At 39.5% G+C, this 24,864-nt stretch carries 24 protein-coding genes and 1 pseudogene; 18 read left to right on the plus strand and 7 right to left on the minus strand.

All coding sequences use genetic code 11. The features are described from left to right. Positions 1-14 precede the first annotated feature (14 nt). The 16 genes from QFZ72_RS14875 (at position 15) to QFZ72_RS14950 (ending at position 14,352) form a co-directional block, all read left to right on the plus strand. Positions 15-563, plus strand: a complete 549-nt coding sequence (locus tag QFZ72_RS14875) for a cob(I)yrinic acid a,c-diamide adenosyltransferase (RefSeq protein ID WP_307434591.1) — start codon at positions 15-17, stop codon at positions 561-563. Continuing rightward, positions 547-2,079 carry a cobyric acid synthase gene (locus QFZ72_RS14880; protein WP_307434596.1) on the plus strand — a complete coding sequence of 511 codons (1,533 nt, stop codon included), beginning with the start codon at positions 547-549 and terminating at the stop codon, positions 2,077-2,079. Before QFZ72_RS14875 ends, QFZ72_RS14880 begins: the two co-directional genes overlap by 17 nt. 2 nt (positions 2,080-2,081) lie before the next feature. Next, positions 2,082-3,137, plus strand: coding sequence for a nicotinate-nucleotide--dimethylbenzimidazole phosphoribosyltransferase (gene cobT / locus QFZ72_RS14885; RefSeq protein WP_307434598.1), 1,056 nt, complete (start codon positions 2,082-2,084; stop codon positions 3,135-3,137). A 33-nt stretch (positions 3,138-3,170) separates the two neighbouring features. Continuing rightward, positions 3,171-4,160 (plus strand): ABC transporter substrate-binding protein, encoded by a 990-nt coding sequence (locus QFZ72_RS14890; protein ID WP_307434602.1) that lies wholly within the window; start codon positions 3,171-3,173, stop codon positions 4,158-4,160. Beyond that, positions 4,123-5,190 carry a FecCD family ABC transporter permease gene (locus QFZ72_RS14895; RefSeq protein ID WP_373464570.1) on the plus strand — a complete coding sequence of 356 codons (1,068 nt, stop codon included), beginning with the start codon at positions 4,123-4,125 and terminating at the stop codon, positions 5,188-5,190. The genes QFZ72_RS14890 and QFZ72_RS14895 overlap by 38 nt, the downstream gene beginning before the upstream one ends. Positions 5,191-5,207: 17 nt before the next feature. Beyond that, entirely contained in the window at positions 5,208-6,551 is a 1,344-nt protein-coding gene (locus QFZ72_RS14900; protein WP_307434605.1) for an ABC transporter ATP-binding protein, read from the plus strand. Beyond that, positions 6,535-7,494, plus strand: coding sequence for an adenosylcobinamide-phosphate synthase CbiB (cbiB, locus tag QFZ72_RS14905; protein ID WP_307434607.1), 960 nt, complete (start codon positions 6,535-6,537; stop codon positions 7,492-7,494). The genes QFZ72_RS14900 and cbiB overlap by 17 nt, the downstream gene beginning before the upstream one ends. A gap of 4 nt (positions 7,495-7,498) precedes the next feature. After that, positions 7,499-8,569, plus strand: coding sequence for a threonine-phosphate decarboxylase (locus QFZ72_RS14910; protein WP_307434610.1), 1,071 nt, complete (start codon positions 7,499-7,501; stop codon positions 8,567-8,569). Further along, positions 8,566-9,141, plus strand: coding sequence for a bifunctional adenosylcobinamide kinase/adenosylcobinamide-phosphate guanylyltransferase (locus QFZ72_RS14915; protein ID WP_307434613.1), 576 nt, complete (start codon positions 8,566-8,568; stop codon positions 9,139-9,141). Before QFZ72_RS14910 ends, QFZ72_RS14915 begins: the two co-directional genes overlap by 4 nt. Continuing rightward, positions 9,138-9,896, plus strand: coding sequence for an adenosylcobinamide-GDP ribazoletransferase (gene cobS, locus QFZ72_RS14920; RefSeq protein WP_307434615.1), 759 nt, complete (start codon positions 9,138-9,140; stop codon positions 9,894-9,896). Before QFZ72_RS14915 ends, cobS begins: the two co-directional genes overlap by 4 nt. Further along, on the plus strand, positions 9,848-10,468 hold the full coding sequence (locus QFZ72_RS14925) for a histidine phosphatase family protein (RefSeq protein WP_307434618.1): 621 nt from the start codon (positions 9,848-9,850) through the stop codon (positions 10,466-10,468). The genes cobS and QFZ72_RS14925 overlap by 49 nt, the downstream gene beginning before the upstream one ends. Beyond that, positions 10,420-10,827 carry a bifunctional adenosylcobinamide kinase/adenosylcobinamide-phosphate guanylyltransferase gene (locus QFZ72_RS14930; RefSeq protein WP_307434621.1) on the plus strand — a complete coding sequence of 136 codons (408 nt, stop codon included), beginning with the start codon at positions 10,420-10,422 and terminating at the stop codon, positions 10,825-10,827. The genes QFZ72_RS14925 and QFZ72_RS14930 overlap by 49 nt, the downstream gene beginning before the upstream one ends. Before the next feature lie 310 nt (positions 10,828-11,137). Beyond that, positions 11,138-12,418: an MFS transporter gene (locus tag QFZ72_RS14935; RefSeq protein ID WP_373464572.1), complete on the plus strand. Its 1,281-nt coding sequence runs from the start codon at positions 11,138-11,140 to the stop codon at positions 12,416-12,418. Positions 12,419-12,553: 135 nt separating this feature from the next. Beyond that, positions 12,554-12,880: an ArsR/SmtB family transcription factor gene (locus QFZ72_RS14940; RefSeq protein ID WP_373464573.1), complete on the plus strand. Its 327-nt coding sequence runs from the start codon at positions 12,554-12,556 to the stop codon at positions 12,878-12,880. A 39-nt stretch (positions 12,881-12,919) separates the two neighbouring features. Next, complete coding sequence (locus QFZ72_RS14945; RefSeq protein ID WP_307434627.1) at positions 12,920-13,444, plus strand: SRPBCC domain-containing protein; 525 nt, start codon at positions 12,920-12,922, stop codon at positions 13,442-13,444. 125 nt (positions 13,445-13,569) lie between these two features. Further along, positions 13,570-14,352, plus strand: a complete 783-nt coding sequence (locus QFZ72_RS14950; protein WP_307434630.1) for a nucleotidyltransferase domain-containing protein — start codon at positions 13,570-13,572, stop codon at positions 14,350-14,352. Between the two features lie 224 nt (positions 14,353-14,576). Here QFZ72_RS14950 and QFZ72_RS14955 read toward each other — a convergent pair whose 3' ends face one another. The 3 genes from QFZ72_RS14955 to QFZ72_RS14965 all read right to left on the minus strand — a co-directional run bounded on the left by QFZ72_RS14955 (position 14,577) and on the right by QFZ72_RS14965 (position 16,886). After that, entirely contained in the window at positions 14,577-15,209 is a 633-nt protein-coding gene (locus QFZ72_RS14955) for a type 1 glutamine amidotransferase family protein (RefSeq protein ID WP_307434633.1), read from the minus strand. Positions 15,210-15,284: 75 nt separating this feature from the next. Continuing rightward, on the minus strand, positions 15,285-16,247 hold the full coding sequence (locus QFZ72_RS14960) for a helix-turn-helix transcriptional regulator (protein WP_307434636.1): 963 nt from the start codon (positions 16,245-16,247) through the stop codon (positions 15,285-15,287). A 63-nt stretch (positions 16,248-16,310) separates the two neighbouring features. Further along, on the minus strand, positions 16,311-16,886 hold the full coding sequence (locus QFZ72_RS14965; RefSeq protein ID WP_307434639.1) for a recombinase family protein: 576 nt from the start codon (positions 16,884-16,886) through the stop codon (positions 16,311-16,313). A 147-nt stretch (positions 16,887-17,033) separates the two neighbouring features. Here QFZ72_RS14965 and QFZ72_RS14970 point away from each other — a divergent pair. After that, positions 17,034-18,896, plus strand: a pseudogene (locus tag QFZ72_RS14970) (DUF4158 domain-containing protein); the annotation flags it as partial. 825 nt (positions 18,897-19,721) lie between these two features. On the opposite strand, the gene QFZ72_RS14975 reads toward QFZ72_RS14970, so the two are convergent. The 4 genes from QFZ72_RS14975 to QFZ72_RS14990 form a co-directional block, all read right to left on the minus strand. Continuing rightward, positions 19,722-21,082, minus strand: a protein-coding gene (locus QFZ72_RS14975) for an IS3 family transposase (RefSeq protein WP_307434641.1) whose coding sequence is annotated in 2 segments (ribosomal slippage) — positions 19,722-20,626 and positions 20,626-21,082 — 1,362 coding nt in all. Because the reading frame shifts where the segments join, the coding sequence is not laid out codon by codon here. Between the two features lie 98 nt (positions 21,083-21,180). Then, complete coding sequence (locus QFZ72_RS14980) at positions 21,181-22,065, minus strand: IS3 family transposase (RefSeq protein WP_307430190.1); 885 nt, start codon at positions 22,063-22,065, stop codon at positions 21,181-21,183. Further along, on the minus strand, positions 22,062-22,352 hold the full coding sequence (locus QFZ72_RS14985) for a helix-turn-helix domain-containing protein (RefSeq protein ID WP_307430193.1): 291 nt from the start codon (positions 22,350-22,352) through the stop codon (positions 22,062-22,064). The genes QFZ72_RS14980 and QFZ72_RS14985 overlap by 4 nt, the downstream gene beginning before the upstream one ends. A gap of 264 nt (positions 22,353-22,616) precedes the next feature. Continuing rightward, complete coding sequence (locus QFZ72_RS14990) at positions 22,617-23,468, minus strand: helix-turn-helix transcriptional regulator (RefSeq protein ID WP_307434644.1); 852 nt, start codon at positions 23,466-23,468, stop codon at positions 22,617-22,619. Between the two features lie 122 nt (positions 23,469-23,590). Between QFZ72_RS14990 and fabF the strand changes: the two genes are divergently transcribed. Beyond that, positions 23,591-24,826, plus strand: a complete 1,236-nt coding sequence (gene fabF, locus QFZ72_RS14995; protein ID WP_307434647.1) for a beta-ketoacyl-ACP synthase II — start codon at positions 23,591-23,593, stop codon at positions 24,824-24,826. Positions 24,827-24,864 lie beyond the last annotated feature (38 nt).

Below are 24,864 nucleotides of genomic sequence, written 5' to 3' on the forward strand. Positions count from 1 at the left end.
GAGGAGATGCGTGAATGACAGGAAATGATCAAAAAGGAAGATTGCTTGTTTATACGGGTAATGGCAAAGGAAAAACAACGGCATCCATCGGTCTTGCTGTCCGGGCGATTGGAAGAGATATGAAAGTATCCATCCTGCAGTTTATAAAATCACCTGAGAGAACCTATGGAGAAAAAAACGTGCTTGAAAAACTCAGCGGTGCTGAAATCCATCAGCTTGGAGCAGGATTCACTTGGACTAAAACACCTGATGTGCACCGGAAAGCGTTAAAATCAGCCTGGCAAATCGCTAAGGAAAAGATTTTGAGCGGTGATTATGATGTCGTTATTCTTGATGAAATCAATAATGCGCTTGCTATTCATACGTTTCCGATCGATGACGTCCTGCCTATTGAGGACGTCATACAGACAATTCAAAACCGGCCAAATCATGTTCACATTGTTTTGACTGGAAGAGATGCAAAGGATGAAATAAAAGAAATCGCTGACCTTGTGTCTGTTATCAATGTTGAAAAGCACTACTATGAAGAAGGTGTAGATGCCATATATGGGATTGAATACTAATGAGCAAAAAACATTAAAACTGATGATTCAGGGTACACACTCTGACGCTGGAAAAAGCATGCTCGTCACGGCACTATGCCGGATATTTCGAGAGGATGGCTATCAAACAGCGCCCTTTAAATCACAAAATATGGCTCTGAATTCTTACATTACGAGTGATGGCAAGGAAATAGGCAGAGCTCAGGGAATTCAGGCGGAAGCTGCCGGAATTGAAGCCACAACTGATATGAATCCTATCCTAATTAAACCTTCAAAAGAGACGGAATCTCAGGTCGTGTTTCACGGGAAGCCCTATGCAAATATGAAGGCATCCGAGTACAGAGAGGACTTTTTCAAGTTAGGCCTTGCGGCGATCAAAGAATCGCTGAGGAAGCTGTCGAACAAATACGAGGTCATTGTGATAGAAGGCGCAGGTTCACCTGCAGAAGTTAATTTAAATGACCGTGAGCTTGTCAATATGAGAGTAGCAGCAATTGCAGAAGCTCCAGTGATTTTAATCGGAGATATTGACAAAGGAGGCGTTTTCGCCAGTCTGGTCGGGACCCTTCAGCTCATTAGCGAGTGTGACCGCAAGCGGATTATTGGTGTCATTATAAATAAATTCAGAGGGGACCTTTCACTGCTTCAGCCGGGATTGGACTGGTTTGAAGAATATACGGGGCTTCCGGTACTTGGAGTTGTTCCCTTTTTGCCTGACCTTGAAATAGATGGGGAAGATTCCCTTGTTTTAAGCCAGTATTCAAACGGTACCAATCACGATGCAGAACTTGACGTCGCTGTCCTTTCTTATCCGAGATTATCCAACTTTACAGATATTGATCCGTTAAGACTGGAGCCTGATGTGAATATCCGTTTTGTTAAAAAAGCTGCGCATTTTGGAAGTCCAGATCTCATCATTTTGCCTGGAACGAAAAACACAGCTGAAGACCTGCTGTTTCTTAAGGAGACAGGACTCTTTGACAAAATAAGATCTGCTTATGAAAAAGGAACTCAACTAGCAGGCATTTGCGGAGGCTTTCAAATGCTCGGCGAAAAGCTGATGGATCCAAACGGTGTTGAATCAAATCATCAGGAACTCGGTGGACTTGGTATTTTTCCTGTCCGTACAACCATCTATTCCGAAAAGAAAACCATCCGCTCAGAGGGCTATTGCTCACTAAAAGATTTTGGCAGAATTTCTTTATCAGGGTATGAGATCCATATGGGACAAACAGCAAAAACAAGAAAAGTAGATCCTTTTTCAGTCCTCTCCGGAACAGAGGAAGGCTGTACCGCTCGAGATGGCCAGGTGTTCGGCACGTACTTGCATGATGTTTTTCATAACGATGAATTCAGATGGCTTTATTTGAATAAGCTGCGCCAGAAAAAAGGCCTGAAGCCGATTGAGCGCTCGCTCCGCTTTCGTTCTTTTAAAGAAAGCGAATACGACAGACTTGCTGCCCACGTTAAAGGCTCTATTGAAATGAAAAAGATATATTCAGCAATGAAAACGTTTTTTAAAAAGGAGGAGAATTAGAAATGATTGATATTTATCAGCAGATAGATGCAATAGAGCCTGTCAGTAAACAAAAAGGGATTGAAGCTTTAGCCTACATACATTCCTTAACAAAGCCAATGAACAGTCTTGGAGAAATAGAAAAAATTGCTGTGCAGCTTTCAGAAATCACAACTGATGTAAAACCTGAAGTATTTCCCCCGGGTGTAATCGTCTTTGCTGCAGACCACGGAGTAGCAGAGGAAGGAGTCTCTGCTTATCCTCAAGAGGTGACTTCTCAGATGGTAAACAATTTTCTGAGCGGAGGGGCAGCCATAAACGTTTTTACTAAACGGATAAATGGGTTACTGGAAATCGTGGATGCAGGAGTGAAAACAGATATTCCAGGAGTCCGTTCTGAAAAGGTCAGCTATGGAACAAAAAACTTCGCGGTTGAACCTGCCATGACAAGAAAAGAAGCACTCCGTTCACTGGAATTGGGAATGGAAAGGGCTGAAGCTATGATTAATAATGGCGCAAGGCTCCTGATCCTCGGAGAAATGGGCATTGGCAATACAACATCAAGCAGTGCCATTGCAGCCGCCCTGAGCGGATTAAAGCCTGAGGATATCACGGGCAGAGGAACAGGAATTGAGTCGAAGCAGGTTGCTTATAAAGCCGATGTTATTAAAAAAGCTCTGAATAAGCTGAAGCCTGACGCCAATGATCCGATCGATGTTCTTTCTAAGGTAGGCGGTTTTGAAATCGGAGCGATGACAGGTGCCATGCTTTACGCAGCATCTAAAAAAATTCCGGTTATTTTAGATGGATTTATATGCACAACGGCTGCGCTCGTTGCTTCTAAATTAAATCGGCATGTGCGTAATTACATGATTGCCGGGCATTTATCGGTTGAACCGGGACATCTTCATGTATTGAATTTGCTCGGAAAAAAGCCGCTGGTGTCACTGGGGATGAGGCTTGGAGAAGGAACCGGAGCTGTCCTTGTCTATCCGCTGGTTGAAGCAGCCGCTGAAATGGTAAAAGGAATGGCAACCTTTGATACGGCAGGTGTATCAAAGGAACGTGCATTAAAATAAAAAAGACAATTACATAAAAGGCGGAGAAAACAAATGAAAACATCTTTCGGCACCTATTTTCATCGTATTGCCCTTATGCTGCTTTTGCTGGCAGGAATCCTTTCGGGATGTACACAGGGAGATCAGACGCAGCAAGCGAGCAAGAGCAAGGAACAAACACAGCAGGCTGAAAAAAAGGAAGAAGCTTACCCGATAACAGTCACAGATGATGCCGGAAACGAAATAACGCTTGAGAAAAAACCTGAGAAAATTGTTTCGCTGCTTCCGAGCACGACTGAAATGCTTTTTGCTCTTGGATTGGACAAGGAAATCGTTGGTGTCTCTGATTATGACAACTATCCTGAAGCAGCTTCAAAAAAGGAAAAAGTAGGAGCACAGGATCTTAATGCAGAGAAAATCATTGCTCTGCAGCCGGATATAGCTTTTCTTCAGGAGTACCATGCAAAAAATCACGGGGAAATCATCAAACAGTTTGAAGCGGCAGGCATCAAGGTGTTTATTGTCGGCTCCCAAAATTCGTTTGAACAGGTTTACACGGCCATCCGTACTGCAGGGAAGGCAACAGGCACGTTAGATAAAGCAGACAGCATCATCGCAGATATGGATTCAAAAGTTAAGGCCATCAAGGAAAAGGCAAAAGCTGTCAAAGACAAAAAAAGAGTTTGGATTGAAGTCTCTCCACAGCCTGATATTTACACAACAGGCAAAGGAACGTTTATGAATGAAATGCTTGAAATGATTGGAGCGTTCAATGTAGCTGCATCTGAAGAAGGCTGGGTAAAAATGGACGAAGAGAAAATCGTCAGCAGCAATCCGGATGTGATCATCACTACATATGGCTACTACGTCGACAATCCAGCTGAGCAAGTTCTAAACAGAAGCGGCTGGAAAGAAGTAAAAGCTGTTCAGTCAAAACAGGTGTTTGACGTAAACAGCGACATGGTAACCCGTCCTGGACCCCGTTTAGCGGATGGAGTTGAAGAGCTTGGAAAACTCATTTATCCAGATGTTTTCAAAAAATAAACATCAGTTTCTCATTTTATTTGCAGCAGTCTTTGCTATTATCAGCATAATATCAGGAGTCTTTGTGGGGGCGGTAAATGTTACCGTCCCTGATATTTTAAACATCATTACTGGCAAAATGTTTCATCTTCAACTGTATCAGGGAGAAAAAAGTACAGAAATGATTATTTGGGAGATCCGGTTCTCACGAGTTTTGCTCGCTTTTTTTGTTGGAGCCTCATTGTCGCTAGCCGGAGCTGCCTTTCAGGGACTGCTTCAAAATCCGCTTGCTGACCCGTATACAATCGGTGTTTCATCGGGAGCCTCTCTGGGAGCAGTTATCATTATCTTTTTTCAAATTCAAGTTACGCTTCTGGGCAGTTTCACACTGCCGATCATCGCAGTTCTCTTTGGTATGATCACGCTGCTCATCGTCTTTGCTCTGACTCATTTGGCAAGCGGAAAGCTTACAAATGAAACCATTATCCTCGCAGGCATTATCATCTCTTCGTTCATCAGTGCGTTCATTTCCCTGCTGATTGCCCTGATTCCCCGTAAGGATATCAGTCAAATTCTCTATTGGATTATGGGAAGCGTTGCGATGAGAGGATGGGGGCATGTTCAATTAATCGTTCCATTTTTTGTTCTGGGAGCTGCGATCATTCTTTTCCATTACCGTGAACTGAACAACATGGCATTAGGTGAGCAGGCAGCCCAATTTTCGGGAATGAATGTAAAAAAGAAGAAAACCATTGTCTTGATTGCGGCATCCATTTTAACAGGAAGCGCTGTAGCTGTTTCAGGTGCGATTGGATTTGTCGGGCTTGTTATTCCTCATCTCGTCCGTTTGATGGCCGGAGCGAATCACCGGCATGTTCTTCCGCTTTCCATGCTGATAGGAGGAGGGTATCTTGTTCTCGCCGATCTGCTCGCGCGGTCCATTATATCACCTAAAGAACTTCCGATAGGAGTCGTAACTGCGCTAATCGGTTCGCCTATATTCACTTTATTGCTTGTCAAAAACCGAAAACAGAAGAAGGCACATCTTTAAAGGAAAGGAGAATGCATATGCTGCAAGTCAAAAATCTGACGGGAGGTTACGATGATAAAAAAGCGGTCATCAAGGATCTCTCTTTTTCTATTGAAAAAGGACGTTTTTTTGCTTTAATCGGACCAAACGGCAGCGGAAAAACAACGATTATCCGGCTGATCATGGGCGCATTGCCCGTTCACAATGGAGAAATCGCGCTGGGTGCAAAGCCGCTTGCATCTTATTCACAAAGGGAACTTGCAAAAAAAGCGGCAGTTATGACCCAGGAAAATGAAGCAGGGCTGGATTTTTCAGTAGAAGAGATTGTCATGCTCGGCAGGTATCCTTATCAAAAAGCGCTGTTTTTTAGAGAAAACACTCAGGCTGACATGATAGCAGCAGAAACTGCCATGAAGCAGACTTCCGTCTGGGAGTACCGCAAACGCCCTTATCATTCCTTAAGCGGCGGGGAAAAACAAAGAGTGCTGCTTGCTAAAGCGCTCGCTCAGGAACCAGAACTGCTTTTGCTCGATGAACCAACGAATCATTTAGATGTGAAGCATACGAAGGAGCTTTTGGAATTACTGAAAAAATTGCAGAAAGATATGAATTTGACCATCCTCGCCATTTTGCACGACCTGAATCTGGCATCCCTCTATGCTGATTCGATCGGATTGCTTAAAAATGGAGAACTGGAAGGGGAGTATGAGGGACTTCATCAGCAAAACGAGAATTCCTTTTCGAATGTGTATGAAGTTAAGCTCAAGTTTACCTCTCATCCATCTGTTTCAAAAACTCAAATTTCACTCTCTCCTGAATATATGGAAGAAAAACCTGTAAATCTCCTGTCTGCCGTCCAAATTCAGCAAACAGAGGAGACAGCGTACATAAAAATGGATAAACCTTTCAGAACACTTTCTGCAGGAGCAGACGGCAAAGGTCTTCATTGGAGCAGGCAGTGGATTTTTTCTCAAGCAGAACAGGCAGAGAATGGAGAATCCATCTTTTTCTCAAGCAAACAGCCTTATATTCTGTGGTCTATCGATGCGAAATTGCCTAAAAAAGAGCTGCGTCAGAATTCGTTTATCGTAAATCAAAGCGGGTTCACATTTTGTGCCATAGTATCCCATTCTCCTTATGACGGGAAAGTGCACGCTGCTATCTTGACGGATGCACCTCTGGATGACTCCGATTTAATTAATTTGGCTTTAAAAATAAATGCAATCAAAAGCCGTTCTGAGAAGAACTTTGGAAAAATCGTGGTTGGCATGCAGAAAAAACAGCAAAATCAAGCTGATCAAGAACGTATCTTTGAAGCAGCCGAAGATCTTCTGCAGACGGCTTTAAAAAGGATGGAAACTCCTCATGCAGCCTTTCGCTGAGCAAACTGTCCTGCTCATTTTGATGAGTGTGATGCTTGATCTTATAATCGGCGATCCGAAATGGCTGCCGCATCCGGTCATTTTGTTTGGAAAAATCATCAGCACCATTGAAAAAGCATGGAATAAAGGGAGCAGGAAAAAGCTTAAAGGCATCATTCTTGCTGCGTTCCTGCCTTTTTCTGTTTTCATTATTTCTTTGTTTCTACTAAAACTGCTTTATGCGATTTCGTATCTCCTGGGAACTGCGATTGAAATCTATCTGATTTCAACGACCATCGCCATTAAGGGGCTGAGAGATGCAGCAATGGAAGTCTATCATCCTCTAAAGTCAGGAGATCTTTCCGAAGCCAGGAAAAAACTGGGGTTTATTGTAGGAAGAGATACTGACGGGCTTCGTTCCCCTGAAGTTGTCAGGGGAACGGTAGAAACCGTTGCAGAAAACACCGTGGACGCCATAATATCCCCGCTCTTTTTTGCCATCATTGGCGGTGCGCCGCTTGCTCTTGCATACAGAGCAGTCAATACGCTGGACTCAATGGTCGGGTATAAGAATGAAAGATTTAAAGACTTCGGATTCGGATCGGCAAGGCTTGATGATTTGATGAATTTGCTGCCGGCTCGTATTTGCACTGTGTGCATGTGGTTGGGCAGTTATTTTATGAAAGAAATGAGAGGAAAGTACGCAATTTCCATCACGAGAAGAGATGCATCAAAGCACCCCAGCCCAAATAGCGGCTGGCCGGAAGCCATGACAGCCGGGCTGCTCGGCGTTCAGCTGGGAGGAGTCAATATATATGGCAAAATTGTCTCAGAACGTGCAAGGCTTGGTGATCCGCTCGAACCTTTGTCTTTTATCCATATAAAAAAAACGATTCTTATTATGAACGGTGCCTGGATTCTTTTTTTGACAGGTTATTTAATCCTTTTTGGATTAGGGAGGTAAAAAAATGTGGCCACAGCACGGCGGGAAAACAGCAAGCATTAAAGCAGTTCTAAGAAGTAAGGGAATTAACGAAAAAGAGTTCATCGATTTTAGTGCAAATTTAAATCCGCTTGGAACACCTTCATTAATTCTTAAAGCCATGCAAGAAAGCATCGCTCATTCCAGCAATGTATATCCTGACCCTGAGTATTCGGAAGAAAGAGCTATACTGGCAGCATTTGAAGGGGTAAAACCTGAAAACATTCTTTTGACAAATGGTGGAGCAGAAGCTATTTTCCTTGTCACGATTCTTTTTAAAAACGGGAAAGCAGGCATCTTTCAGCCGGCATTCAGCGAATATGAGCGTGCCTGCCGCAGCCACGACTTACAAGTGACAGATCTGAGCCATGAGGAATTAAAGACGGGTTCCGGAAGGATTCAAAAAGAAGATGGTGATGTCCTGTTTTTGTGCAGACCTAACAATCCTACTGGAGAAATGATTTCTAAGGAAAACGTTCTAAACCTCCTGGATTCAGCTTCCATGAATGAACAAACAGTCATCATTGATGAAGCTTTCATCCATTTTACGGAGAGTGACGAGAGTCTTGAAAACCTGCTGCAGCTCTATTCCAATCTCATCATCATCCGTTCACTTACCAAAATTTATGCAGTGCCGGGAATAAGGTCAGGTTACATATTGGCCAATGATTCTCTCATCCAGAAACTTGAAGCCATGTCCGTTCCATGGAGCGTCAATTGCGCTGCTCTAGCCATGATTCATGCTTTGCCACATACATACGATCATTTGTCAGAAACAAAAAAATGGCTGCAAGCAGAATGGGAGCAGCTGAGAACTGCGCTTCAAACTTTAAACTTCAGCGTTTCAGAATCAGTGGTCAACTTTTATTTATTAAACGATCCGCTTCTTGAAAACCATGAGCCTCTGCTGTTATTTCTTGCAAATGAAGGAATCCTTGCACGGCATACGATGAATTTTCATGGTATAGAAGGGTCATCTGTCCGACTCGCTATTCGGACAAGTGAAGAAAATAAAAAATTGCTTTCTGCATTAAGGAAATGGAGAGATCAATCATGATTACCTTTATCTCAGGCGGAGCACGGTCCGGGAAAAGCAGTTTAGCAGAAAGAATGGCATTGGACGCAGTTAGAGATAAGAAGCCATACTATATTGCAACTGCAGCTAAAGATACTGGAGAGGAAATGGCTGAGCGGATTGAGATGCATAGAAAGGACAGGGGAGAAACATGGGAAACCATTGAAGAACCCTATTATATTGATCAGGCACTTCATCTCCTTCCAAATAAAGCCGTCGTCATGATTGATTGCTTGACCGTCTGGACCAGCAGCTTAATGTTCAGTGAAAACCTGTCTCTAAAAAAGATTTTGAAGCGTTTCGATTGGACATTATCCACTGCCCGGAGAAAAGAACTCTCCCTTTTCATCGTCTCTAACGATGTAAATGAAGGAATTCCCATTCAAGACAGACATGTTGCAAACTACATAAGCTGTCTTGAAGAGTTACATAAAATCGCTGTCAGAGAAGCAGACACAGTACTTGAAGTAATCTGCGGAATACCAGTCCCCTGGAAGATCAATGGCGTCCTGAGCAAAAATGTTTCAATGATTTCATCTGGAGGACAAGTATGAAAAGTATGGTGTATGGAGCGATTCTTGCTCTGCAGTTTCTTACAAGGTTTCCTCTCCCGGTGAACTGCTCTATGGATCACAAAACCCTTAAGTGGGCCTTGCGGTTTTATCCATTTGCGGGTTTGGCAATAGGAGGAACACTGTATCTCATTTATTATTTATTGAATGGACTCCTGCCCCTTTATATACTCACACTGATTCTACTCACTCTGTGGGTTTTCCTGTCAGGAGGCCTCCATTTAGACGGTGTCATGGACGTGGCAGATGCCGTTGGTTCAAATGGGAGCACAGAAAAAAAGATTGAGATTTTAAAAGATTCGCGCGTAGGGAGCTTTGCAGTGCTGAGCGTTATCTTTTTGCTGCTTTGGAAAAGTGTGCTGTTGTATGCAGTTTTAGATTCCAGTGAGAACGAACTGTTTATAATAGCCATCCCCATGATGGCCAGATTTCAGGCTTTATTGCAGCTTTTCATTTTTCACCCTTTCCAAAACAAGGGAATGGCGCATTACTGGAAACAGCATTTATCCATGCGGGACGTGATAATCGCTGCCTGCTGGCTTCTGCCATTTGCAATCACACAAGTAACGCTAATTATTTTGTTCAGCCTGCAAATCTGCTTTTCCTTTATCTTCGGAAAATGGGCTGTCAGACAGTTTCAGGGAGTAAACGGAGACACAGTCGGTGCTTCAATTGAGGGGGCTGAGTTATGGAATCTTGCCGTTCTTTACAGCTTATTTTTATTCGGCATAGTATGACAGAATGGAATAAAGCAAAACGATATTTAGGCCACACGGACCTTCCTGTACTAGAAGATTCGTTAATAGAGTACGAACCTCTTAAAAAATACATAATACATAATCATCCTGAAGCCGTTTATTCGAGCGATTTACTCCGGTGTCAGCAGACGGCAGCATTTTTGTTCCCAGAAGTGTCCATTATCAATGACCCGCGCTTGCGGGAAATCAGCTTTGGGGTATGGGAAGGCCTAACATATGAAGATCTGAAAAACGACCCGCATTATTCCTGCTGGCTCGATAATTGGGAGATAACCAGCGCGCCTGGCGGAGAAAGCGGCATGGCATTTCAAGAACGTGTTTCATCTTTCTTATCGGAAATCCTCAAATCGAACCTTAGAAGCGCAGCTATTATGACTCATGGAGGGGTTATTAGAAAAATCGTTTCTGACCTTGTTCATGGAGCCTCATTCTGGGACACTTCTGCGCCTTTTGGAAAAGCGCTCGTCCTTGAGTTAAAAGAAGAAGAAAGGAGGAATTGGAAATGCATCTCATTATCGGTGGAGCCTACTGCGGAAAAAGAGCCTTTGTGAAAAGGAAGTGGCAAGATGCCTCGTGGATTTCAGCATATGAGGGGCAGCATTTGCTGCAATGGAAGGAAGAAAATTCTTTGAAAGCACCGCTTGTTTTCGAAGGATTTGAACAATGGATAATGGAAGACAACCGGGATGCTTCCAAATTGAGAGAAGTCTACCGGATTTTTTTGAAAGAAGTACTGGAGCTTGAGAAGGAAGTCATTTTGATTATGCTGGAAACAGGAAAAGGCATCGTTCCCATTTCCGAAGAGGAACGGCGAATGAGAGACCTTTTAGGCTGGATTCAGCAGGATTCTGCAGCATTGTGCAATGACGTTTATCATGTTTGGCATGGAATGGCGAGAAAAATCAAATAATCATTTAAAGAAAGGGCTGAGCCCTTTTTTTGTTTTAAAAAAAGAAATATCTATTTGTTAATAGAATCGTATATAATTTACTCTGTAACTTCTCAGGATCTCTTTTTTTAAGAAAAAAGAAAGAGGGGTTTCAGGTAAAGGAACAGAATATAAATGACGAATGATTCTGGGAAATGACATTATAATTAGAAAGTGTCTGTTTTTTTCTAGGTCTGAATTGATATATGAAAGGGGAACATGTAAGATAAACGATTTTAAATTTATCGCATCACTAAAGTACTAATTTTAATAGCTGGAAAGGCTGATAAAAATGGAAAAAAACATATCTGAAGCTTTGCCCGCGCAGAGTAAGTCTTCAGGAAACTTAATTAAAAACAGGATCGTGCTTGCGATCATGGGCTCTAACTTTTTGCTGCAGCTCGGCATCTGGATCAGAAACTTTGCCATATTATTATACGTAACTGATCTTACCAACAATGATCCAGTGTATGTATCCCTTATATCAATTGCAGAGTTCGCACCGATTTTTATTTTCTCTATTATCGGAGGAACATTTGCCGACAGGTGGAAGCCCAAACTCACCATGGTATGGTGTGACGTCCTTTCAGCGGTATCCATCTTTGTTGTTCTTTTAACTTTAATATACGGTTCTTGGCATGCTATTTTCTTTGCCACATTGGTTTCAGCGATCTTGTCGCAATTCTCGATGCCTTCTGCTATGAGACTGTTAAAGCAGCACGTACCAGAAGAGCAATTGCAATCCGCAATGGCTATTTTTCAATCCCTAATGGCTGTTTTTATGGTCATCGGACCAGTCATCGGGACACTTGTATACCAATCATACGGCATCTACACATCAATCATTGTAATGGGCATTATGTTCCTTCTATCAGCTGCCGTTTTAACCTTCCTTCCGCGTGATCTTGAAAAAGCCAAAACAGAGGAAGAAACAAGTTTCAAGAAAGAACTCGCAGACGGCTTCCGTTATGTTATCGGGAAAAAAGTTTTGACTACAATGGGCGGTGTTTTTGCTGCCTGCGGTCTGGCAGTCGGGTTAATTTCTCCGCTGATGATTTTTATTACAATCGAAAATCTTGGATTGTCCAAGGATTATCTTCAGTGGCTGATCATGGCGAACGGAATTGGAATGCTTGCCGGCGGCGGTATTGTCATTGCCTTTTCTAAAAAAATCTCGCCTCAAAAGCTGCTCGCAATAGGTATTTTTGCCAGCATGATCTTTACCATCAGCATCGGCTGGTCAACAAGCTTCCCGATTACTATTGCCCTTCAGCTGCTGAACGGATTCTTTTTCCCATGCATACACATTGGAATCAATACTCTGATTCTTAAAAATACAGATGAATCCTTTGTCGGCCGTGTGAATGGTGTTCTTAATCCATTGTTTATGGGAATGATGGTTGCCGGTATGTCACTCTCAGGCCTTCTCAAGGCTCCGCTTACTCTATCTGGCGTTTACACGGTTTCAGGAGTGTTGTTCTTATTAGGAACAATACTGATTCTCCCGCTATTTAAATTAAAAGAAAATACAATTGTTTCTCAGCAAGTTGTGAAAGTTGGAGAAGAAAGATAACGTTTTAAAAAGAAAATGCTCCTGAAAATTCGGGGGTATTTTTTATGTGCTGAAAAAAAACTCATTTAAATTCAAATATCCCTTTACAAGAATATTCCTTTTAGGGTATATTAAAAACAGAAAGGAGAATGAATGATGGGCATCAACATTACAGCAACTTTGCAAGCACTTGCAGAGCCCAATCGACAGCGAATTGTAGAATTATTGCGTGATGGTCCGCTTACGGTGGGAGAAATTGCTGAACGGCTTCAGCTGCTTCAGCCGCAGACGTCCAAACATCTCCGTATTCTCAGTCAGTCAGGTCTTGTAGAGGCAGAGGCGGCTGCCAACAGGCGAATTTATAAGCTGCGGCCGCAGCCATTTCAGGATCTCGAAGGATGGCTAAATTCATTTCAGCGTCTCTGGCATGACAGATTTGACCGGCTTGATGACTATTTGCAGGAATTAAAGGATAGCGAGTAGAATGACAAAGGGTAAAATAAAAATTTGGGAGGAATTAGGATGTCAGCAAATAAAGGGATTGTAAACATGACTTCACGTGTTGAGGGAAAAGAACTTATAATGGAAAGAACGTTCAATGCACCAAGAGAGCTTGTTTTTAAAGCATTCTCTGATTCGAAACATCTGGCCAGCTGGTGGGGGCCGCAAGGATGGAAAACAGAAAACAAAACGTTTGAATTTAAACCAGAGGGTGTTTGGCACTATTGCATGCGCTGCGAGGATAAAAACCAGGGAGACTTTTATGGTATGGAATCATGGGGCAAAGCTACCTACAAAGAAATTGTTGTCCCTGAAAAAATTGTCTATATCGATGTATTCTCCGACAAAGACGGCAGCACATCAGATCAAATGCCTGAAATGATTATTACCATGCTGTTTGACGATCAGGGCGAAAAAACAAACCTCACGATCCGCTCCCAATTCTCTTCAGAAGAAGAATTGAAGAAAATCGTTGAAATGGGAGCCGTACAGGGTATGTCTTCTCAGTTTGACTGTTTGGATGAAGTTCTTGAGGAATTGAAATAAGAAGGTTAAGGAGAAGCTGTTCCGGCAGCTTCTTTTTAGTTATATGAAAATAAAATTGAATACCATTTAGAGTATGAAAAAACTCATGTATACTTAAAAGAAAAAAGATAAGGGAGAATTCAACAATGAGGGAACAAATTCTGGAAGTCCTTAAAGAAATTGAAGAAACATATCAAGTGAAAATTCTTTATGCATGTGAATCCGGCAGCAGAGCCTGGGGGTTTCCTTCAAAAGACAGTGACTATGACGTAAGGTTTATCTATATACATAAAGCAGAGCACTACCTGAGCATTGATCCAATTGGAGTCGGCTCCAATCGTGATTTCATAGAACGTCCAATAAATGACCTCCTGGATGTTTCAGGCTGGGACCTGACTAAGGCACTTAAGCTTTTCCGAAAATCAAATCCGCCTTTAATGGAGTGGATGAAATCACCGATTGTTTATTATCAAGCTTATTCAGCAATTGATAAAATCGCTGATTTGCAATCAGAGGTATTCACCCCGCATTCAGCTATTTATCACTACTTGAACATGGCGAGCAAGAACTACCGGGATTACCTGCAAGGGGATACCGTGAAAATTAAAAAATATTTCTATGTGCTCCGGCCTTTACTTGCAGCACGATGGATTGAGTTAAAAGGAGAGTTTCCACCAATAGAATTTCAAATCCTATTAGAAGAAATGCTGCCGGATGGATTATTGAAGAATGAAATATTAACTTTGCTTGAACGGAAGATGATGGGAGATGAATTAGATAGAGAACCTAAAATTGAAGTTATTAACGGGTTTTTAGATTCTGAAATCATTAGACTCAAAGAGTACGCAAAACAGTTGAACTTAAAGAAGGAAGATCCTACTTCTAAATTAAACGCAATTTTCAGGGGAACGCTTAAAGAGGTTTGGTGAAGAAACGCTTAGGATAATCTTTCCTGAGCGTTTTTATTATAGATGGGGTACCGTCAGGAAAATGCGGATTTACAACGTTAAGGAATTTTCAATACTAAAAAGCCCAACTTCACCTTTAATTAATAGAGAAATTGGGCTTTTTCATTAAAAACCACGCTTTGACATTGTCTAAAGCATGGTTTTTATTTAAACTAATATAAATCTGCTAAGTTGATTTTTTTAGCTCATCTATTTATTGAATTCATTAACTGGAAGAAGTATTCAGGTTTATGAGTCTTATTTAGGTTATACCATGAATGTAATGTATCTGGTGCAAATACATCTAATTTTTTAAATACTTCCATCGTAAATTCCAGAGGCGCAACCCCTGATGCAGTAACCAAATTCTCACCAGATACCGCAGGTCTCATCTCATAATATTTTTCTCCTTTATAATTAGGGCAGACCATTTTAATATACTCTAAGTCATTGCTTGTGTGTTTTCTAGAGTCTAAGTATCCCATATTCGCAAGAGCCTCAGTTGCACCACAAATTGCAGCAACAATAGTGCCGAGCTTTAAGGCTTCGCCAATTTTTTTCATGATTGGTTGATGAATAACTTCTCCCCAAGTAGTCCCTCCAGGCAAAACTAAAAGATCTTTACTCTCAAGAGTACACTCATCAAGGGAAATATCTGGTTTTATGCTCAGTCCCCCCATCGTAGTAATCATTTCTTTATTAGCTCCTACTGTAACTACTTTTAAAGGTACTATATCTTTTTTGAAATATCTTCCTGTGTTTAGTTCGGCAATTAAATATCCATATTCCCAGTCTGACATTGTGTTAAATACATATAGATAAACTTTTTTTGTTTGCATCCAATAACACTCCCAATCACAATTTATATAGCAATTATAATATAACTTCCCTGACAGCTAACGTCAGGGAAGTTATCATACTTGATGAAATTTTATTAATTCCGACAGAACTTCAATAAGTCTTTTCTTTAGACTTATTGGCTCGATAATTTGAATAGATTTACCGTACGGTAAAAGTAAATAAGGTATATATGTATGTACTATATCTTTTTCAAGAAGGAAAACTGCTTGATTTGAATTTCGTTCATGTAAATAATGTCCTAAAAACCAATGTTGGCAAACATCATTCAGCGTACTTTCATTTCCATTAATAACTAAAGAAGTAATCCCTTCCTTATCTTCTATAGTTGGAAGGAGGTTTTTCATAAAAAAGTCACGTGCTGAAAAATTTTCTGGCCGGTTAAACTTATTTTCGGTTAGCATTAGACTTTCAATTCGATCTACTCTAAAACTACGGATATCATTCCTAAGATGACAAAATCCAATCACATACCACTTATTATTCCAATAGATAATTCTGTACGGATCGACCAATCTATAATTTAATTGCTTTTCGCCACTTTTATGGTAAAGAATTTTTACTGAGTACCCGTCAGCTACAGCCTGCTCCAACTCCTTCAAAAAAGGTTCCATAGAGAGTGAACTTAATCGACTTATTACTTCAAGACTAGTTAAATGTTGGTTTATCTTTGTTTCCTGCTCTTGATTTGAGTATTTACTTAGTTTTGAAATGGCCCTATTTATTGCTTCACCTCCATAATATCCGGCTTCTTCTGCAAAAACAGCAGCGTGAAATAGTGAAGTTTGCTCTTCAAAATCAAAAAAAAGAGGAGCCTCAATAAAATTGTTCAATAAAGTGTATCCACCGTTATGTCCTGGTTCTGAAATTATAGGTACGCCACTTGTTGAAATTGTATCAATATAACGATACACAGTCCTTATATTCATCTCTAACTTTTCTGAAATTTGTTTTGCAGTAATTTTTTCACCTGAACGAAGCATCCATAGAATTGCTAACATATTGTCAATTTTAGGCATATAATTCCACCTCTATATGGAATTTATTTTCTATTATATATTTCCGATTTTTGGTATATCTCATCAAATGTTCCTTTCCGATAGCTTTCTATATAATGAGGCCCTAGACACATTTGTGATTTCACAAATTTGATTTACAGTCATTTCTCCCTCTTTATAAAGCTTTACTGCATAATTCATTCCTGCATGATTTTTATGGTACTTCTTTAACCGACCTTTAAACTTTCCTTCTTTCTTAGCCAGTTCAATCCCTTCACGCTGCCGCATACGGATAAGATCACGTTCTAATTGGTTTACACCCGCCATAACAGTAATTAAGAATTGGCTGTAGGGATTATCTTCTGATAAATCTAGCCATGTATCTTTTAAGGATTTTAAATTTGCCTTTTTACTCCGTATGTTATCGATTAATTCAAATAAATCTTGTGTACTACGAGTAATCCGAGTTAAGTCCGTTACATAAATGATGTCACCTTCTTGTATATCCTCTAACATTTTTTGAAGTTGCTCACGATCTTTTGTTGCTCCGGAAACTTTTTCTTCAAAAATAATATCCATTCCGATTACGTTCAGTTGCTGAAATTGCCTTGAAGGATTCTGGCTAGTTGAACTGACACGTATATAACCGATTTTTCGCAAAATATCACCTCGTTTTTGAGACAAGTCTTATGAGACGCTCTTAACTATGATTTTATCAGTCTCCTACACTTGTATCAATAGAGTACACTCTATTGATATATAATTGAACTAATTAACTGAATAATTACAGAAATGAGATGATACTGTATGAAAATTGCGAGAGGTAGAGAATTGCTTACACCAGAACAGCGGCAGGCCCTTATGCAAATTCCTGAAGATGAGTGGGTGCTAGGAACCTACTACACTTTTTCCAAACGAGATTTAGAAATTATAAATAAACGAAGGAGAGAAGAAAACCGTTTAGGGTTCGCCGTTCAATTAGCCGTTCTTCGGTATCCCGGTTGGCCATACACTCATATCAAAAGCATCCCGGATTCATTCATACATTATATATCGAAACAAATCGGTTCCAGTCCATCTTCGCTTAGTCTTTATCCTCAAAGAGAAAATACACTTTGGGATCATTTGAAAGAAATTCGAAGTGAATACGACTTTGTAACTTTTACTCTAAAAGAATATCGAATGATATTTAAGCATCTTCATCAATTAGCTTTGGAAAATGGTGATGCCATTCATCTACTACATGAATGCATAAATTTTCTAAGAATAAACAAAATCATACTGCCTGCTATCACTACACTTGAGAGAATGGTGTGGGAGGCAAGGGCAATGGCTGAAAAGAAGCTATTTAATACGGTTAGTCAATCTCTGACAAATGAGCAAAAAGAAAAGCTTGAAGAAATCATTACTTCGCAGCATCCATCCGAATCTAATAAAACGATATTAGGTTGGTTAAAAGAACCACCGGGTCATCCTTCACCCGAAACATTTCTAAAAGTAATAGAACGACTCGAATACATACGAGATATGGAATTAGAAACAGTACAAATTAGTCATTTGCATCGCAATCGTCTGTTACAGCTATCTCGCTTAGGTTCAAGATATGAGCCTTATGCATTTCGTGACTTTCAAGAAAATAAACGATATTCGATATTAACCGTCTATTTATTACATCTTACTCAGGAGTTAACGGATAAAGCTTTTGAAATTCATGACAGACAAATACTCAGTCTGTTATCAAAAGGCCGTAAGGCTCAAGAAGAAATTCAGAAACAAAACGGTAAAAAGCTGAATGAAAAGGTTATACACTTTACGAACATCGGACAAGCTTTAATCAAAGCAAAAGAGGAAAAATTAGACATATTTGAGGTTTTAGAATCCGTTATTGAATGGAATTCTTTTGTCTCTTCGGTGGAAGAAGCTCAGGAGCTTGCACGTCCTGCCGACTATGATTATTTAGACTTACTGCAAAAACGATTTTATTCACTTAGAAAATATACGCCAACGCTATTAAGGGTATTGGAATTTCATTCTACAAAGGCAAATGAATCACTTATACAAGCTGTAGAGATTATCCGAGGAATGAACGAATCTGGAAAGCGAAAAGTACCTGACGACTCACCTGTGGACTTTATCTCAAAGCGTTGGAAAAAACACTTATATGAGGATGACGGTACAATCAATCGTCATTATTATGAAATGGCCGTCTTAACAGAACTAAGGGAACATGTTCGGGCTGGTGATGTATCCATTGTGGGCAGTAGACAATATAGAGATTTTGAGGAATATTTGTTTTCAGAGGATACATGGAATCAAACGAAGGGAAATACGAGGTTATCAGTTAGTTTATCATTCGAAGACTATATGACAGAGAGAAACAGCAGCCTTAATGAAAGATTAAAGTGGTTATCTGCAAATTCCAACAAGTTAGATGGAGTTTCTCTTGAAAAAGGAAAGTTATCAATTTCACGCTTAGAAAAAGATGTTCCAGAAGAAGCAAAGAAATTTAGTGCAAGTCTTTATCAGATGCTCCCAAGAATAAAATTAACCGATTTACTCATGGATATTGCTTATTTAACAGGATTTCATGAGCAATTCACTCATGCTTCCAATAATCGAAAGCCAGATAAAGAAGAAACGACCATTATCATGGCTGCCCTTTTAATAATGAGATATTGCCTTCAATTAAGGAATGGATTCATAAGCAAATCACGAAACCAGAACAGCCGTTTTAGGTGTAGAGCAATGTATCATCGAATGGAATGGAAAAACCCACTTATTACATCATCTAAAATTCCTGTAAATTGAAATGTTGATTTTCCATATTTATCTAACTGATGGAGTCCTATTATTTAATGTGAAAAGAATACCTAATAAGTGGGTGGTATCCGATGGATTGGATAGAAGTTAAAGATAGTAAAGATATTGAAAAACTTTTGGACAAATTTAGTAGATTTCATGATAGTTGTTTAAAGGAATTATATATGTGGACTGAGAGTTATGTTGATGAAAATTTATCGATGGGTATGTCACCCAACTCGATATTAATGTACGAATACATTTCCAAAGGCAGTTTCGTGACCCTTCTGCAATTGAGTTATTATTTGAAGGTGTAACCCAATTTCACATCGTTCCAAGTCCAATTAATTACGATTCAATCATTTATGATGCAAAACTGATTTTACAAAAAGGTTTATTTTATTGGGCTGATGACTATGATTGGGAACCCAAAGATTATACACTTGGCACTAATAGCTGGATTTCTTCCAAGAGTCTAAAGTGGCGTGATGCTAGTTCTTGGATGGGAAAACAAAATAGAGACGGAGTAATTGAGGGATTCAGCCGAGATACGTGTGAAAATGGGTCATAGTCTTACTTTTATTTCCAAGTTGGAGTCCAGAGCAAAAATGCGAATTTTATACGCTATGCAAATACTCCACCTAAAAAAAGCCGATTTCCTTGAACTGACCCCATAAAGTTAGACAGGTTATTTCATTAGGCAGCCCGTTGGGCATGAGCTCGGTATTGTACCGGGCTCATGCCTTTTAATTTTGCCTTGATTCGTTTGTGATTATAGTATTCTATATATTTTTCTAGTTCTTGTTTAAAGTGTTCCACACTTTCAAATTCTTTTAGATAAAGAAGTTCCGATTTCATGATACCAAAGAAATTTTCCATAACAGCGTTATCGTAACAATTCCCTTTGCGAGACATACTTTGCGTAATGCCACGTTCCCTAAGGGCATTACTGTATTGTTTCATTTGATAATGCCAGCCTTGATCGGAATGAATAAGGAGAGTATCGTCGTCTGTTAAACTTTCAAAAGCTTGATCTAACATCGTTGAAATGAGTGAGTAGGTTGGTCTTGAACCGATTGTATACGTAATGATTTCTCCATTAAATAAGTCCAATATCGGCGATAAATATAGCTTTTCTCCAAATAATTTAAACTCTGTAATATCCGTAACCCATTTCTCATTTGGTTTTTCAGCTTTGAAATTGCGATCTAAAATATTTAGAGCAATCTTGCCCACAGTTCCTTTGTAAGAGCGATATTTTTTCATACGGACAAGACATTTTAGCCCTAGTTCTTTCATGATACGCTGTACCTTTTTGTGGTTTACTTGGTGTCCGCGATTTCTAAGTTCATCACGAATACGACGGTAACCAAACCGACCTTCATGTTCATCGAAAACAGATTTAATCAATACTTTCAGTTCTGCATCTGGATCAGGACGACCGAAGTTTTTCACCCAATAGTAATACGTGCTACGCGGAATGTCTGCTAGCTGTATAAGTGCTTTCACCGGGAATGCATTCCTTAATTCATAGACTACTTGTGCTTTGTCTTGTTTGGTGATTTTTCCTTGTTTTGAACTAAGGCATTCAACTTTTTTAAATAGGCATTCTCCATACGTAAACGTTCATTCTCTGCCTGTAAAGCCTCTATTGACCCTTCATCGGGTACATGAATATTTGATGTCTTATTATTTTTATTTTTCATGGATGGACGCCCCTTTTTCTTTGATTGTAGGGCATCAAATCCTTCTGTTTCATAAGCAACTTTCCATTTTCGAAGCGTTTCATAAGATGGAATATTAAAAATCGCCGCAGTTTCCCTGATAGACGTCCCGTGTTCGTTCATATAATTGAGTACATCTAGTTTAAACTGTGCGGGGTAGGGTGTATAGCGTTTTTCAAAAGCATCATCACCAAAAAGTGCAAATTGTTTAATCCACTGATGGAGTAAACTCGGATGAACACCAATAGATTTAGCAATTGTTTGTCCTCCCTCATTACCATCTATATATTGTCTTACTGCCTGTATTTTTTCTTCTGAAGTAAATCTCGCCATAAAAAACTGCACCTCCAATTGTTAGTTGTGTCTAACAATTGGGGTGCAGTTCACCTGTGATCTGACCCCTGTCAAGTAGACACAAAAAATAAGCGCAGTTAAGAAGCCTGACTTCTATATTCGATAGGAGTCAGGTTGTTTAGCTTGTTTTGAAACCTTTCGTGGTTATAAAAGAGAATGTAGTCTTTAATAGCCCTTCTAACCTCTTGTGAAGTTTTAAAAGTATGAAGGTTAAAACATTCTGTTTTTAAATGACTAAAGAAATTTTCCATACTAGCGTTATCCCAACAGTTGCCCTTTCTAGACATACTAGCTTTCATTTTATTTCTTGTGAGTAGCTGATTATAGTTATGGGACGTGTATTGGTATCCTTGATCACTATGGAGAAGGATTCCTTTTACATTCCTTCCTTTTATGGCTTTTTTAAGAGTATCCAAGACTAGCTTATAATCATTGCGTCTACTAATTTGGTACGCAACAACTTCGTTATTATATAGGTCTTTGATGGCAGACAAATATAGTTTCTGTCCATTGAAAATGAGGTACGTAATATCAGTTACCCACTTTTCATTAGGGCGAGAAGCGTAAAAGGCTCTATTTAAATAATTATTCGAGATAAGATAAGGTTCTTTCTTACCGTAATAAATTCGTTTCTTCCTGATAATTGCTTTAATACCTAGCTCACTTAGTAACCGTTGAACTTTTTTGTGATTAATGTGAATATCATAGGTCCTCTTTAACCAAATTTGTATTCTTCTATAGCCATAGATGCCCTTATATTTCTGATGACATTCTATTATTTTCTGCTTTAGCTTCTCATCCTCTATCTGCTTTTCCGAAGGTAATGCTTTACGCTTTACCCACTTGTAGTATCCACTTCTTGATACTTTAGCCAGATGGCAAAGTAGCTGTATAGAATGATTAGATAAATCATCAATGATTTGAAATAGATTACTAGGTTCTAAATCAATTCCCCCTTTCACATCTTTAAAAGCTTTTTTAACAGTTCGTTCTCAGCTTCTAATCGCTTTATTTTCTTTTGAGGATTTTCAATAGTAGATGAAGAGACTTTACCAGACCCACTTTTTCTTCCGCGTTTCTCTCTAAGACCAACAATTCCATCTTCACTAAACTGTTTAACCCACCGTTGTATGTTTTTTCGATGAATGTTTAATTCTCTGGAAACAGCTGAATAATTCTTCTTTTGATGATATAAATCCACCGCTTTTTTCTTAAACGATATATCATAAGTCTCTGCTTTTTTCTCCATAAAAAATACCCCCTCCTAGTAGACAGATTAATGCGCTTTTTTAAATGTGTCTACTATAAGGGGAGCATACCAGTTCCAGTATTGCGCCCTATAATGGAATAACGAAAATAGAAACACGAATGCAAATTAGCTTATTTTTCTTCAACTAACGCCATCCGACCGTGGAACAAGAGGGCAACAGTAAAGTTAACTCTTTTTCCCATAAGGAATAATGACTTCGTTCAGTAATCAGTATCATTTCGCTAGTGTAATGAAATTACTTTATTAATTTTCAACGGAAACCCTCTTCATTAATCGCTTTAATTTATTTTCTGTATCTGTTTCCTCTACTGGTGTATAGATACTGCACCGTAAATCCATATCACCTTGAACCTGAAGAGAAGTTAAATTAAATAACATTTTGCCTGCTTTAGCATGTCTGAATTCAATTATCATTTCTGGAGCCTTACTTACTTGACTTTCTTGCCATAAATCCTGGAATTCTGAGTGTGAATGACTCATTTCTTTAATAAATTGATTGTACCATTCATCGCCTAAATAGTGCCCATAATAGGTACGGAAAATAGCAAGAAAACCTTTCGCAAAATGTTCCCAATTAACGGCTAATGCTTTTAATTCTTTTCTAGTGAACACTAAACGAATCAAATTTCTTTGATCATTCGGTATTTGTTCAAAATCTAAAAAAACATAAGCAGCTGCAGGATTCCAGCCGACAATATGGCAATGTCGATCCGTAATGATAGTCGGACAATATGTTAATTCAGCTAGTATTCGCTTTAAAGAAGGGCTAAGCTCTGATTGATCCTTTTTTTGATGGGGAATTTCTGATTTTGCCTCTAATGCCAGGTCATATAAGTAGTCTCTTTCATCATTATTTAATTGTAGAGCTGCAGAAATACAATCAAGTACGATTGAAGAAACTTTTATATCTCTTCCTTGCTCTAGCCATGTATACCAAGTGGTACTTACACCTGCTAATTGTGCAACCTCTTCTCTTCGTAACCCAGGTGTCCTTCTTCGGGTTCGGGCAGACAAACCAATAGACTCTGGTTTAATTTGGGCACGCTTAGCTTTTAAGAATGTCGACAAAGCTTCAAGCCTAGTTTTATCATTCATTTTTAAAACTCCTCATATTATGAATTTAACCTAGTAGTAATTATACCAGGATAAACTATCCCTTGTAATAGGATAAAAGAGATGTAAAATACTATTAAATCATTGATTTGGAGGGATGAAAAGTGGAAAGAGTTGTGATTACCGGTATGGGGGTAGTGTCTCCTATAGGAAACAACATCCAAACATTTTGGAACAATCTGATTAACGGGGAATCTGGTATATCCACTATTGATACATTTGATGTTACTAATCATAAAACAAAAATTGCAGGTATCGTCCAAGATTTTGATGCAGATGAAGTTTTAGGAAAGAACGAAGCAAGACGTTTAGATCGCTTTTCTCAATTTGCTTTGGCTGCAGCTGAACAAGCTTGGGCAGATTCTGAGTTAGACCTCGATAGTATAGATGCAGAAAGGTTTGGCGTATACGTAGGTTCAGGTATAGGCGGAATTGAAACCTTCATTGAAAATATTGATGCGCTTAGGCAGAAGGGGCCAAGAAGAGTCAGCCCGACCCTAGTACCTGCCATGATTTCTAATGCTGCAGCAGCACAAATTAGTATCAAGTGGAACGCGATGGGTCCTTCTATGTCGCCTGTTTCTGCTTGTGCAATTGGAAATACAGCTATTGGAGAAGCCTTTAGATTAATTCGTTATGGAGAAGTTGACGTTGTGTTTGCGGGTGGAACAGAGGCAGCTATAACAGATTTATCAATAGCAAGTTTTGGTAATGCTACAGCACTTTCAACAAGAAACGATGAGCCTACTAAAGCTAGTCGTCCATTTGATGAAAATCGAGATGGATTTGTCATGTCAGAAGGAGCTGGAATTCTAATCTTAGAATCTTTATCTCATGCTTTACGTAGAGACGCAAAGATTTATGCAGAAGTTATTGGATATGGTGCAAGTTCAGATGCACACCATATCGTAGCTACACATCCGGAAGGTAAAGGTGCCTATCTTGCAATGAGATCAGCTTTAAAAAATGCCAATTTATCACCTGAAGAAATTGATGTTATTAGTGCCCATGCAACAAGTACAAAAGTGGGGGACATCTCTGAAACGATGGCTATTAAGCAGCTGTTTGGAAAACAAGCTTATCAGATTCCAGTAACAGCTAATAAATCTATGCTTGGTCATATGTTAGGGGCAGCTGGTGGAGTTGAAGCAATTGCTTTAGCAATGAGCATAAAGGAAGGGATAGTTCCTCCAACAATTAACTTAGAAAATCCTGATCCATTATGTGATCTAGATTATGTACCATCTGTTGCTCGCCAAGTGAAATTAAATACAGGTCTATCTAACTCATTTGGTTTCGGAGGTCATAATGCAGCTATTGTTTTAAAGAAATACGAGTGAATAAACTTTCTCTCGTCAATCTGACCGTTTCTTCTAGA

Origin of the sequence: Bacillus sp. V2I10 (genome assembly GCF_030817055.1) — a bacterium.
Lineage (GTDB): Bacteria > Bacillota > Bacilli > Bacillales > Bacillaceae > Bacillus_P.